Below are 12,300 nucleotides of genomic sequence, written 5' to 3'. Positions count from 1 at the left end.
ATAAAGTAAGATTCAAAAACTGAATCCTGCTGAAATATTTCTCATTTTTGTACCTGCAATTATGGCATTTAAACTTAAATCAGACTACGAACCGAAGGGAGACCAGCCGGAAGCGATCAGGCAGCTTACGGAAGGGGTGAAGCGTAACGATCCGTACCAGGTATTACTGGGCGTTACCGGATCTGGCAAAACCTACACGATGGCCAACGTGATCCAGGAGGTGCAGAAACCTACCCTGGTGCTGAGCCATAACAAAACGCTGGTAGCCCAGCTCTATGGGGAATTCATGCAGTTTTTTCCTGATAATGCCGTGGAGTATTTTGTGTCGTACTACGACTATTATCAGCCCGAAGCCTATATTGCTTCCACCGATCTTTATATTGAAAAAGATCTCAGCATCAATGAGCAGATAGAGCGCCTGCGGATGCGAACCACAACTTCGCTGCTTTCCGGCAGAAGGGATGTACTGGTGGTGGCTTCAGTAAGCTGCATTTACGGTATGGGCAATCCGATGTCGTTCGAGAAAATGACAGTAAGGCTCAAGGTGGGGGAGATCATAACCCGAAATAAATTGCTGTTTCAGTTTGTGGAGGCATTGTTTAATCGCACCACCACGGCCCTGCAACGGGGCACTTTCCGCGTACAGGGCGACATTGTGGATGTATGGCCCCCATACGCTGACTTTGCTTTCAGGGTGAACCTGTGGGGAGATGAGATTGAAAGCCTTGAGGTGATCAATCCTGAAGATGGCAAAAAGGTGGAGGAGCGTGAGCAGATCTCGGTTTTCCCGGCAAACCTGTTTGTAACCTCCCGCGATGTGGCAAAAGTTGCCATCCATGAAATACAGGACGATATGGTGGCGCAGGTGCAATATTTTGAGGAGATAGAAAAATATATAGAAGCCAAGCGGCTGGAGGAGCGCGTGACCTTTGATCTGGAGATGATCCGCGAACTCGGTTATTGTTCAGGTATAGAAAATTACAGTCGTTATTTCGACAGGCGGGAAGCAGGGCAACGGCCCTTCTGCCTGCTGGATTATTTCCCGGACGATTTCCTGCTTTTCGTGGATGAAAGCCATGTTACGCTTCCACAGGTGAGAGCGATGTATGCCGGTGACCGCGCCCGCAAATCTTCGCTGGTGGATTATGGATTCCGGCTGCCGGCAGCGCTCGACAATCGGCCGCTTACCTATCAGGAATTTGAAAGCATTATCCCGCAAACCATCTACGTGAGCGCCACGCCCACACAATTTGAGTTGGAGCAAACAGAAGGCGTGGTGGTGGAGCAGTTAGTAAGGCCAACGGGGCTGCTGGATCCGGTGATTGAGGTGCGGCCGTGCCTGAACCAGGTAGATGACTTGCTGGAGGAAATTGATGAACGCACTAAGGTGTCTGAACGTGTGCTGGTCACTACCCTTACTAAGCGAATGGCTGAGGAACTGACGAAATATATGACCAAATTCCGAATCCGTTGCCGCTACATCCACAGCGAAATTGATACGCTGGAGCGGGTGGAGATCCTGCGGGATTTGCGGCTGGGGAAGTTTGATGTATTGGTAGGAATTAACCTGTTGCGAGAAGGGCTGGACTTGCCCGAAGTGAGCCTTGTAGCAATTCTTGATGCTGACAAAGAGGGATTCCTGCGCAGCGAAACTTCCCTTACCCAGATTTCCGGACGGGCTGCCCGGAACGTGAACGGGAAAGTGATCATGTATGCAGATTCGGTTACGAATTCGATGCAACGTACGATTGATGAGACCACCAGACGTAGAGAAAAGCAAATTGAGTATAACGCAGAGCATGGCATTACGCCAATGAGCATCACAAAGACACGCGACCAGATCATGCGGCAAACTTCCGTGGCTGACTCACGCAGGGCGGCAGAGCCGGTTTACGAAATAGAGCAGGGGCCGGCTATCCTTTATGATCCTGTCGTGGCTTACATGACCAAGCCTCAAATGGAGAAGTCAATTGAAGATACACGCAAGAAAATGATGAGGGCTGCAAAGGAAATGGACTTTGTTGAAGCTGCCAGGCTTCGTGACGAAATGCAGGCAATGGAGCTCCTAAAACGTGAAAAATTTGACTAATTCTTTTTTTCTCCCGCAATTTCCCATCAAGTAAACGATTCATTAATTTTTGTAATTCAACAAGATATTTTTCATAATTAAGTCTCGGTCTCTAAATCCTGAATTTCAAGGCATAATTAGTATTTTTGTAAAGAAGCAACCTTCCCTCCCCCTTTTTTACCGTTTTTCAAAAAGTTAATGAATCCCACTTATCCGGGCTGGAAATATTTTCTTCAGCCGGACCATAGTATTTCTTTGACAGCCTATGTTGTTCCACACGCTGGACTATTTTGTTTTCCTGCCAATAGTCTTTATCCTTTATTGGTTCGTCTTTAAGCATTCCCTGAAGTTGCAAAACGGCTTGCTGCTGGTGGCGAGCTATACTTTCTATGCGTGGTGGGACTGGCGATTTCTGTCTCTCATCATTTTTAGTTCTGTGGTGGATTATCTAGCCGCGCTGTTCATGCAGCAATATCCTCAAAGGAAAAAGCTTTTATTGGCAATCAGCCTGCTCGTAAACCTGGGAATGCTGGCCTATTTCAAATATTTTGGCTTTTTTATAGAATCATTCATTGCAGCCTTTGAGTCCATTGGCATCAGTTTAAATTCATTCTCTCTTTCCATTATTTTACCGGTTGGTATCAGCTTTTATACTTTCCAAACCCTGAGCTATACTATTGACGTGTACCGGAACAAATTACCGCCTACCCGAAATTTAGTAGTTTTCATGACCTATGTCAGCTTCTTTCCGCAGTTGGTGGCGGGTCCTATTGAAAGGGCTACACAGCTTCTGCCTCAATTTTTTAAAAGCAGGAAGTTTTCCTATGCGCTTGCTGCTGATGGAATGCGCCAGATCCTGTGGGGATTATTCAAAAAGGTGGTCATAGCGGATCATTGCGCTATGGTAGTAAATGAGGTATTCAGTGAATACCAAACGATGCCCGCAAGTATGCTTGTACTTGGTATCGTATATTTTGCATTTCAGATCTATGGGGACTTTTCAGGTTATTCGGATATTGCGATCGGTACTGCTAAGCTTTTCGGCTTCAATCTGATGCGCAACTTCTCATATCCCTATTTCTCGCGTGATATTGCGGAGTTCTGGCGAAGGTGGCATATTTCCCTCAGCACCTGGTTTCGGGATTATTTATATATACCTCTGGGCGGCAGTCAGGGTACCAGGGCCGCCACTTTGTTCAACGTGATGATCGTATTCGTGGTGAGTGGGTTCTGGCACGGAGCCAACTGGACTTTTGTGGTATGGGGGACATTAAATGGACTCTACTTTATTCCACTAATGCTGGCAAAAGTCAATCATCGGAATACAGGTACTATAGCAGCAGGCCAATTATTTCCTTCGTTCCGGGATTTTATCGCTATGATCTTTACATTCTCTCTAACATGCTTCGCCTGGATATTTTTCAGGTCCATTGATATTCACCATGCCTTTAGCTTCATAAGCCATATTTTTAGTCTCAGCCTGTTTTCGCTTCCGGAAATAAAATATCTCTCTTTCTTATTGCTTCTATTAATTGCATTTGAATGGCTGCAGCGTGAAAAACCTTATGCCTTGGAAATAAGCCGCTGGCCATTTATTGCGCGGTGGGTGGCTTATATTGTTGTTTTTATTTTAATTATTTATCACAGAGAGACGGCCCCCGGTAGTTTCATTTATTATCAATTTTAGGATTTATGAAAAAATTTGTATTAAATATTCTTCTTTTTTCAGGACTCATTGCGCTGCTTTCATTAGGGTCTTATGAACTGAATAAGAGGCTCATAAGTAATGATCCATATTTGATCCCATCAAATGTTCATACGCTTATATTAGGTGATTCGCGCATGCAGACAGCGCTTAATCCTGAACTGCTCCCAAATTCCGTCAACATAAGCATGAGCGGAGAACCGTATATCGCCACCTATTTAAAACTGAAAAAAGTAATAGAGGACAATCCTAATATACAGCAGATAGTTCTGGGATTTTCTCAACATAATATCTCAGGCTACAGCGATTCTAAATTTAAGGATGATAAAATTTCCCGAAAACTTTTCAACCGGTATAATCTGCTTATGAAAAGAAGCGATCTGGAAGGACTGGAATATCACCATACCGCGTGGTATATGCTTTATTTAAACCAGGTCATATTGCCCAATCCTGCATTTGTGCGGAATTGGATTGAAAAGGTAAAAGGAAAGGAACCGCATGGGTATCCTTACATTGGCAAATTTTACAGTTCAGATTATTCCCTGATTGGCAGGAGAGCCAAGAATGACTCCACTATCTCAAGGCACTTTTATAAAAATGGCCAGATTGCCGGAATTTCTCAAATATCACGAAGTAGCTTGGATTCTATGGTGGCGCTCACTCAGAGGCAAAATATTGATCTTTACCTCTTTAAATCACCCGTTCATCCTTATTATGAAAATATGATCCCTGAACTATATAATGAGGTTTTGGGGGAAATTATCAATCAGCTTGCGGAGTATGAACACGTCAGAATTTTTGACTATAGCAAATGGCGCTTTCCAGATTCACATTACGGGGATTACGATCATATAAATAGCAAAGGAGCTGAAATATTGTCTGTGGAATTCAATAAAATAATTAATTCACCAAAAGAGGGACGACTGCATTATATCACCTATCCTCCAACTTTGCAAGTTCATCCTTAACCAAGCATACGCCTGTTCAGATAACTCCTCAGATTATGTGTTCATTTCCGGATATCTTCTTCTTTTCCATTCTTAATTCCTTTGATTCCGTTCCCTTCCTTAATTCGGTTATACTGCGGAGTTATGATCTCATCCCCTTCGGAATTGATGAATCCGAAAAGGCCATCCTTCTTCACCATCGCCCAGTCCGAGTGATATTCTCCGAAATATGAAATTCGGTCGTAGGTAGACTCAATGATTTCATCACCTTCTGAGTTAATAAATCCGAGCAGATTATCCTTTTCCACCATCGCCCAGTCTGTGTGATATTCTCCGAAATAAGAAATTCGGTCGTAGGTGGGCTCAATGACTTCATCGCCTTCTGTGGTAATGAATCCAAGCAGCTCATCTTTTTCCACCATCGCCCAGTCCGAGTGATATTCTCCGAAATAAGATATTCGGTCGTAGGTAGGCTCAATTATTTCATCGCCCTCTGAGGTAATGAATCCGAGCAGATTACCCTTCTCCACCATCGCCCAGTCCGAGTGATATTCTCCGAAATAAGAAATTCGGTCGTAGGTGGGCTCAATTATTTCATCGCCCTCTGAGGTAATGAATCCGAGCAGATTATCCTTTTCCACCATCGCCCAGTCTGTGTGATATTCTCCGAAATAAGATATTCGGTCGTAGGTAGGCTCAATTATTTCATCACCTTTTGTGGTAATGAATCCAAGCAGCTCATCCTTTTCCACCATCGCCCAGTCTGTGTGATATTCTCCGAAATAGGAAATTTTATCATAGGTGGGTTCAAATACCACCTCTCCGTCTTGCGTGATAAATCCTAAAAGGCCGTCATTTTCCACTAAAATCCAATCCGGGTGGTATCCTGAGTTTTGATGGTTTTCTTGAGGAGCATGTTGTGCGAAAGCTGCGATTGAGGCCAATAAAAATGAAAGGGTCAGGATGCATCTTGTTTTCATGGTTATTGTTTTTACAGGTTCGGTGCTAAGCAGTCGGGGCATCATTATTTGGCAAAAACGCCATTATTAATCCCCCGACAAATTGCAAATCAAATATAGAGTTTTGTCTTAAATTTTACGAAATGGGAGGGTTTAATCTACGATAATAAACCTGTAACGGATATGATTATTATATCTGACGAACTAAATATTACCACCAATCTTTCCTTTTAAAATAAATAAGCATTCCGATAGTGGTCAGCGCCATGATTCCTAATACCACAAAATAGCCGTAGCGGAACCCAAGCTCCGGCATATTCTCGAAGTTCATCCCGTACAGGCCGGACAGAAAAGTGAGGGGAATAAAAATGGTGGCAATAATAGTGAGCACCTTCATTACTTCGTTCATCTTATTGCTAAGGCTGGAAAGGTAAAGATCCATAATGCTGCTGACGAACTCACGATGATTTTCCAGCAATTCAATTACATGGATGGTATGATCGAATACATCACGGAAATAAACGATGGCAGGCGGCCGGATGAGTTTATGCGATTCCATTCGCACCAGTTGATTAAGGATTTCACGAACAGGCCAGACGGAGCGCTTCATGTGGGCAAGTTGGCGTCTCATTGTGTTTATCTCCTCCACGGTTTCTCTTGCCGGATCGTTGAGCGCCCGCTCTTCCATTTCCTGTAGTTCATTTCCTATTTCCTCCAGGATCACAAAATAATTATCAACGATAAGATCCAATAATGCATAGCCGAGATAGTCGGTGCCTCCTTCCCTGATCCTGGGTTTACCAATCCTGATGCGCTCGCGCACCATCGGAAATATATCCTCGGGTTTTTCCTGAAAAGAAATAAGAAAAAGCCTGCTGACGATGAGGCTTACCTGCTCCTCCTCCAGGCGCAGTTGACCGCCAACACGCTTGGTACGAAGCATTTTCATTACTAAGTAAAGATATCCATCCCACTCCTCCACTTTGGGCCGCTGTCCGCTGTTCATTATATCTTCCAGGCACAACGGATGGATGGAAAATCCTTCTCCGATTTTTCCTATAAGGGAGGCATCATGCAGCCCCTGCACATGTATCCAGGTGGTGGAAGGAAGTTCACGCAGTTCGAGATAATCCGCAAGATTTGTAATGTCTTCTTCCCTGAGGGTATTCTTATCATAATCCATTAAAAGGATATGCGGCTCCCGTGCTTCTTCCTTTCCGGTATAAACCAACGAGCCAGGCGGAAGGCCGGGCTTCTTTGCAGGGGCAAATATTTTTCGCGGATTGATCATAATACGCAAGGTAAATATGGATTAAAAAGAAAGATCCCTGCTTCTATTATATAAAAACAGGGATCTTTCTTCGCAGAGAATTGAAAAGGATTACCCTTCAGTTTCATCCTGCATTTCGGCTTCCAGCTTATCCATGCTGGCCCTAACGTCAGACTTAAATTCCTCCCATTCTTCGGCAGACTTGTCTTTTGCTTCGTTGAGTTTAGCCTTCAGGTTGTCAAGCTCAGTCCGTGCTTCGTTATAATCTTCTTCGGCCTCTGCCCTTTCATCACCTTCCAGAGCTTCCATTTCGGCTTTCTCCGCCTGCAGTTCATTTTCCCATTCATTCACTTTGTTCTGCATTTCAGTTGTCCAGTCATCTTTCTCTCTCTCCCATTCTACTTCCGCTTCCTGGTCTCCGGCTTGCAATTCCACTTCTCCTTCATCATCATTTCTGGCTGATTCATCACAGGCAGTTGCGAAGAAAAGGGCCAAAGTAGCTACAAATGAGAACAATAAGAATTTCTTTTTCATGGCTCAAACTTTTTGTTAGTTAATTTTTCCAAAGGTATACAAATGCCTGAGCCACGTTATTGTTTAGTATTGCTGCCGGACGCTATTTTGTTGATCAACATCCGTTTGTTCTGATCAAAAATTAAATGTTGAAGAATAGTAAAACCAAAAGGGTTATTTAGATATTTGAAGGGAAAACTAATCTAACCGGCAACCTATATGATCCAGGAATTTAAGGAGAAGACTCCTCCTTTTTATTTTAAGGCCACCATGATCCTTCTTGGTATATCCCTGTTTGTGGCGGGCATTTATTTCGGCAGCAACATTTTCATTCCGCTGGCTCTGGCGGGGTTAATCTCAATTCTGTTGTTTCCTTTGTGCCAGCGGCTGGAAAAGTGGGGTATACACAGAATATTGGCGATAATAATTTGCATCATTCTTATCTTCATTGTCCTGGGAGGGATCATTTTTCTGCTCTCTACGCAGGTGATCCGGTTTACGAATGAATTACCGCAACTGCTTGAATCCGTCTCTAAGAAGTTCAATGATATACAGGATCATTTTTCAAGATGGTTCAATGTATCACCCGAAGGCCAGATGGATTGGTTGCGCAAGCAAACCGAAAATTTGCTGGCAAGCGGTGGATCAATGCTCCAGTCTACGCTTTTTGCCACTACCAATACTTTCGCTGTCCTGGGCCTTCTTCCTATTTATATCTTCTTCTTTCTCTTTTACAGGGATAAATTTAAAAACTTTGTTTACAAGGTTTCTCCCAATGAAAAACATGAGAAAGCCAAGATGATAATGGGCAAAATAAAGAATGTGGTACAGAGCTACATAGCAGGTTTGCTCATTGTAATTATCATTCTTGCGATCCTGAATACGGTAGGACTGACCATCATTGGAATACGGTATGCGCTGTTCTTTGGAGTGATGGCGGCCTTGCTGACCGTAATCCCATATATTGGGATCTTTATCGGTTCTGCACTTCCTATTCTCATGGCGCTGCTCACAAAAGATTCCCTGGTCTACCCTTTAGCGGTATTTATTCTTTTTACCGTCATTCAATTTCTTGAAGGAAATTTTATCACGCCAAATGTAGTGGGAAGCAAAGTCAGCATCAATCCTTTTGCGGCCATCCTTGCACTCATCATTGGGGGTGCAATCTGGGGCATTCCCGGTATGATCATCAGCGTTCCTATGCTGGGGATGCTGAAAGTAATCCTTGATAATGTGGAAGAGCTGAAACCTTATGGCTACCTGATGGGCACGGAAGGCTCAGATGAGCATTCCGTTTCGCTATCCGGCACCTGGCGAAAGATCAAGCGAATATTCTCTGGCAGTTCCCGTAACAGAGAATGATCTGTTATCATGGCTGTATTCGCTTTAATGCAGCCGTAGCTTTTTGGTCAAATGACTTTTTATACGAATAATTGTCATAGGCGAGGCATGCATTGAACATGGCTGCGGCCTTTTCTGCGTTGCCCTGTTCTTCATAGATAAGTCCTGAAAAATAACATGAAGCCGGTGCGAAATAGGTATTCGAGTTTTTGCTGGTATTGATCACTCGCTTATAGTTGTGCAGAGCCTGCTCGGCCTTTCCTGAATGATGATAGATCCTGGCCCTCCGGTAATAGTATTCGCTCAGCTTTCCATGCTCCTCTGCCTGTGCCGGTGAGGTTGCTTCCAGTTCCTTCAGCGCCAGGGCGTAATATCCACCGTCAAAGAGGAGCCTCGATTTCAACAGGTAGGGCACAGCCACATAATCCATTGAAATTTCCTTCATCGCCTGTTTGTCTTCATCCCTCACTCCGGAACCTTCGCGCTCCGTGATCAGCATGAATTTGCGGTAGCTGGCCGTGTCCTGCTCCAGGAGATAGCTCCAGCCAATCCTGAGATAGCTGTCCTTAATATAATTACCACCCTTATACTTTTTGGTATATCGCAAAAAATAGGTGCGTGCCTGAGGTTGGAGCTTTTGCAGGGTGGCATTCCCCATCAGGTAGTCAAGGTGCGGGATGGCCGGGGCCGACTGAACGTGCGGGCGCAGGATTGCAAGGGCTTCCTCATTCTTCTTCAGGTTGATGGCAATGTTTCCCCGAACAAACGCGCTCAATTCATTCCGGGCATGGTCTGGCGTGGCCTCCTTCCCCAGCCGCCAGGCTTCATCACTATTGTTCATCAGATTTAATTGCAAAAAGCAAAGAATGATGGTTGATTCCCTGTAATAAATAGCCAGTGTATCATTCTCTCTGATGTCTTGCCGGAGATTTTCGCATTTCCGGATTGCCTCGGTTAAATCGGCTTCGTATCCCAAAAGGCTCAGCAGCCACCTGTAGTTGGATGGTACTGCACCGATAAGCGCCCTGAGCGGATAAAGGGTTTTTCCGGTGAGCAGAAAATTTGGATGTGCTTTCATATTTGCTTCCAAATGCCGGTAGCACTGCCGCAACTGAATAGCGCCCTGAAGAAAGCTGCCTTGCTTGATGAGCAGCATGGCATTTTGAATGTGTATCTCCGCCAGGCAGAAGCGGTAATAGGGAGAATTATCATCAGATTCCTTCAGCCGTTCCAGCCTCAACTCTGAGGCGCTGCTATACTCATCCAGCACCTTCTTTTCATCCCGAACCATTGCCTTCAGAAAATGGCCATAATTTTCCAGGTAGAGAGGAAAGGCATTGAGGGGATTTTGGGCATATTCCTGCTTCGTCAGGCGGTCTGCGGTTTCCAGGTCATATCTCAGCACTGCACGGTAGGCATCACGGCAATTCTGATTAAAATCAAAACCGGCTTTTTGTGCAGACGCAGCCCAGGCAATACATAAGAATAAGATTAAGATGCCGCTATGCCTCATGACTGATTGCTGCCGGTTTATATAACCACAAAGTAAAAAAGCCCGTGAATTACGGGCTTTTTCTATGGATTAATGACGGGCTGGACAATTATGCTTTCACATCGTCAGCCACTTCTATCGCCATATCCTTGTCAACGAAAATACGTCCGCAGTTTTCGCAGACAATTATTTTTTTGCGCTGGCGAATATCAAGCTGGCGCTGTGGTGGGATTTGGCTGAAACAACCACCGCATGCTTCACGCTCAATAGTAACCACTGCCTGGCCATTCACTACGTTGGAGCGAATTCGCACATAAGCGGCTTCAAGCCGGTCGTCAATAGCCGCCAATGCTTTCTCACGCTTGGCTATCAGGCTTGAAGTTTCCTTTTCAGTATCTTCTATTATACTTCCAAGTTCACCTTTCTTACCTTCAAGCTCGCGGCTGCGATCTTCTAATTCAGATTTGGTTTTGGTGAGCAGCAGTTCCTTGGCCTCAATATCCTGCTGGTGTTCCTTGATCTTCTTTTCAGAAGCCATGATCTCCAGTTTTTGCAATTCAACCTCTTTGGTCAGCGCCAGGAATTCGCGGTTGTTCTTAACATCATTCTGCTGCTCTTCGTACTTCTGAATGAGGTTTTTACTTTCTTTGATTCCGCTTTTACGATCTTCAATGGTTTTTGTCAGATCGTTAATATCATTCTGCAATTTCTCAACGCGCGTCTGCAATCCTTCAATTGTGTCTTCCAGATCGCTCACTTCCATTGGCAATTCGCCACGGATGTTTTTGATCCTGTCCAATTCGGTGTCAATAAGTTGCAGGTGATAAAGCGCTTGCAGTTTATTCTCAACTGATGCGTCCATTAATAGAAATAGTTTACGGGATTAGTGATAAGCTCCGTTTTTCGGAGTGCAAAAGTAGTGAATTTCTCAGTTAAAAGTTCGTGCAATAGGTGGATAGTGTACTGCTCACTTTCATAATGGCCAATATCTGCTATGAGGATATTTCCTTCCCCATCAAAAAACTGGTGGTATTTAAAATCTCCGGTTATAAAAACATCCGCACCGGCACTGATGGCTTTCTCTAGCAGGAAACTTCCTGACCCTCCGCATACTGCCACCCTTTGGATATCAGTGCCTCTGAGCTGCGTATGCCTTATCACTTTCACATTCATCCGGTCTTTCAGCCACTGCATAAAGTCATGCTCCGGAATCGGGGCTTCCAGATTTCCAATCATGCCAGCTCCGGTACGAGGATGCTCGTTCTCCAGGGGATAAATATCATACGCCACTTCCTCATAAGGATGAGCCTCAATCATTGCCTGTATGATTTGCCGTTGCAGGTAGCGCGGAGCAATGGTTTCAATTCGCTCCTCCTGCTCGTGGTGCTCCTTTTCCAGATCGCCAACAAAAGGATCTGCACCTTTGCCCGCTCTGAATGTTCCTGTGCCCGATAGGATGTAGCTGCAGTGATCATAATTGCCAATATGGCCGGCACCTGCAGCAAACATGGCTTCCCGAACTTTTTGCGGAATGGAATTGCCATCTTCGTCAGCGCCTGAGGGACAAAACGTAACGATCTTTATGAGACCGCCATTTTTGGGTGCAAGTATTTCACGCTCCCGGATTCCCAGCCGCTCGCAAATTCGGGCATTCACTCCGTTGAAAATATTGTCCAGGTTTGTATGTACGGCCAATATTCCTATGTCATTCTTTATTGCTTTAATGACCGTGCGTTCCACCCAGTCTCGCCCTGTCAGACTTTTTATACCTTTAAATATAAGGGGATGGTGCGCCACTATTAAATTGCATTTCTTTTCAATGGCTTCATCTATTATGTCCTCGGTAACATCCAGGGCGATTAAGACTCCTTTTACCCTGGTCCCCGGATTACCGGTGAGTAATCCCGAATTGTCATATTGCTCCTGAAGCGCAGGAGGTGCTACGGAGTTAAGAAATGTTACGATGTCCTGAAAAGCTGCGCTCATAGCCGGGTAGAATGAATAT

General features: G+C 44.7%; 10 protein-coding genes. 4 read left to right on the top strand and 6 right to left on the bottom strand.

Annotated features, from left to right (window positions below; genetic code table 11):
* Nucleotides 1-61 precede the first annotated feature (61 nt).
* The 3 genes from uvrB (at nt 62) to WD077_12835 (ending at nt 4,741) form a co-directional block, all read left to right on the top strand.
* Nucleotides 62-2,089, top strand: a complete 2,028-nt coding sequence (gene uvrB, locus WD077_12845; protein MEX0968120.1) for an excinuclease ABC subunit UvrB — start codon at nt 62-64, stop codon at nt 2,087-2,089.
* A gap of 244 nt (nt 2,090-2,333) precedes the next feature.
* Nucleotides 2,334-3,755, top strand: coding sequence for an MBOAT family O-acyltransferase (locus tag WD077_12840; protein MEX0968119.1), 1,422 nt, complete (start codon nt 2,334-2,336; stop codon nt 3,753-3,755).
* Nucleotides 3,756-3,760: 5 nt separating this feature from the next.
* Entirely contained in the window at nt 3,761-4,741 is a 981-nt protein-coding gene (locus WD077_12835) for a hypothetical protein (protein ID MEX0968118.1), read from the top strand.
* Between the two features lie 41 nt (nt 4,742-4,782).
* Here the strand turns inward: WD077_12835 and WD077_12830 are convergent, their stop codons facing one another.
* The 3 genes from WD077_12830 to WD077_12820 form a co-directional block, all read right to left on the bottom strand.
* Nucleotides 4,783-5,700 carry a WG repeat-containing protein gene (locus tag WD077_12830; protein ID MEX0968117.1) on the bottom strand — a complete coding sequence of 306 codons (918 nt, stop codon included), beginning with the start codon at nt 5,698-5,700 and terminating at the stop codon, nt 4,783-4,785.
* Nucleotides 5,701-5,890: 190 nt separating this feature from the next.
* The gene (corA, locus tag WD077_12825; protein MEX0968116.1) at nt 5,891-6,970 is read right to left on the bottom strand and encodes a magnesium/cobalt transporter CorA; all 1,080 of its coding nucleotides are present in this window, start codon (nt 6,968-6,970) and stop codon (nt 5,891-5,893) included.
* Nucleotides 6,971-7,060: 90 nt separating this feature from the next.
* Complete coding sequence (locus WD077_12820; GenBank protein ID MEX0968115.1) at nt 7,061-7,483, bottom strand: hypothetical protein; 423 nt, start codon at nt 7,481-7,483, stop codon at nt 7,061-7,063.
* 198 nt (nt 7,484-7,681) lie between these two features.
* Between WD077_12820 and WD077_12815 the strand changes: the two genes are divergently transcribed.
* Nucleotides 7,682-8,824, top strand: coding sequence for an AI-2E family transporter (locus WD077_12815; GenBank protein ID MEX0968114.1), 1,143 nt, complete (start codon nt 7,682-7,684; stop codon nt 8,822-8,824).
* A 7-nt stretch (nt 8,825-8,831) separates the two neighbouring features.
* Here the strand turns inward: WD077_12815 and WD077_12810 are convergent, their stop codons facing one another.
* The 3 genes from WD077_12810 to WD077_12800 all read right to left on the bottom strand — a co-directional run bounded on the left by WD077_12810 (nt 8,832) and on the right by WD077_12800 (nt 12,281).
* Entirely contained in the window at nt 8,832-10,316 is a 1,485-nt protein-coding gene (locus tag WD077_12810) for a hypothetical protein (protein ID MEX0968113.1), read from the bottom strand.
* 88 nt (nt 10,317-10,404) lie between these two features.
* The gene (locus WD077_12805) at nt 10,405-11,157 is read right to left on the bottom strand and encodes a C4-type zinc ribbon domain-containing protein (protein MEX0968112.1); all 753 of its coding nucleotides are present in this window, start codon (nt 11,155-11,157) and stop codon (nt 10,405-10,407) included.
* Nucleotides 11,157-12,281, bottom strand: a complete 1,125-nt coding sequence (locus tag WD077_12800; protein ID MEX0968111.1) for a Nif3-like dinuclear metal center hexameric protein — start codon at nt 12,279-12,281, stop codon at nt 11,157-11,159. The genes WD077_12805 and WD077_12800 overlap by 1 nt, the downstream gene beginning before the upstream one ends.
* Nucleotides 12,282-12,300: the final 19 nt, after the last annotated feature.

This window comes from Bacteroidia bacterium (genome assembly GCA_040880525.1).
Lineage (GTDB): Bacteria > Bacteroidota > Bacteroidia > CAILMK01 > JBBDIG01 > JBBDIG01.
Note: the sequence above shows the minus strand (reverse complement) of the source record. Positions and strands in the feature narration are given on the sequence as shown.

What these genes read in the sequence shown, in the direction of transcription:
- WD077_12820 (MEX0968115.1), bottom strand. Translation starts at nt 7,483, where the DNA reads ATGAAAAAGAAATTCTTATTGTTCTCATTTGTAGCTACTTTGGCCCTT.
- WD077_12810 (MEX0968113.1), bottom strand. Translation starts at nt 10,316, where the DNA reads ATGAGGCATAGCGGCATCTTAATCTTATTCTTATGTATTGCCTGGGCT.
- WD077_12800 (MEX0968111.1), bottom strand. Translation starts at nt 12,281, where the DNA reads ATGAGCGCAGCTTTTCAGGACATCGTAACATTTCTTAACTCCGTAGCA.
- WD077_12815 (MEX0968114.1), top strand. Translation starts at nt 7,682, where the DNA reads ATGATCCAGGAATTTAAGGAGAAGACTCCTCCTTTTTATTTTAAGGCC.
- WD077_12835 (MEX0968118.1), top strand. Translation starts at nt 3,761, where the DNA reads ATGAAAAAATTTGTATTAAATATTCTTCTTTTTTCAGGACTCATTGCG.
- corA (MEX0968116.1), bottom strand. Translation starts at nt 6,970, where the DNA reads ATGATCAATCCGCGAAAAATATTTGCCCCTGCAAAGAAGCCCGGCCTT.
- WD077_12840 (MEX0968119.1), top strand. Translation starts at nt 2,334, where the DNA reads ATGTTGTTCCACACGCTGGACTATTTTGTTTTCCTGCCAATAGTCTTT.
- uvrB (MEX0968120.1), top strand. Translation starts at nt 62, where the DNA reads ATGGCATTTAAACTTAAATCAGACTACGAACCGAAGGGAGACCAGCCG.
- WD077_12805 (MEX0968112.1), bottom strand. Translation starts at nt 11,157, where the DNA reads ATGGACGCATCAGTTGAGAATAAACTGCAAGCGCTTTATCACCTGCAA.
- WD077_12830 (MEX0968117.1), bottom strand. Translation starts at nt 5,700, where the DNA reads ATGAAAACAAGATGCATCCTGACCCTTTCATTTTTATTGGCCTCAATC.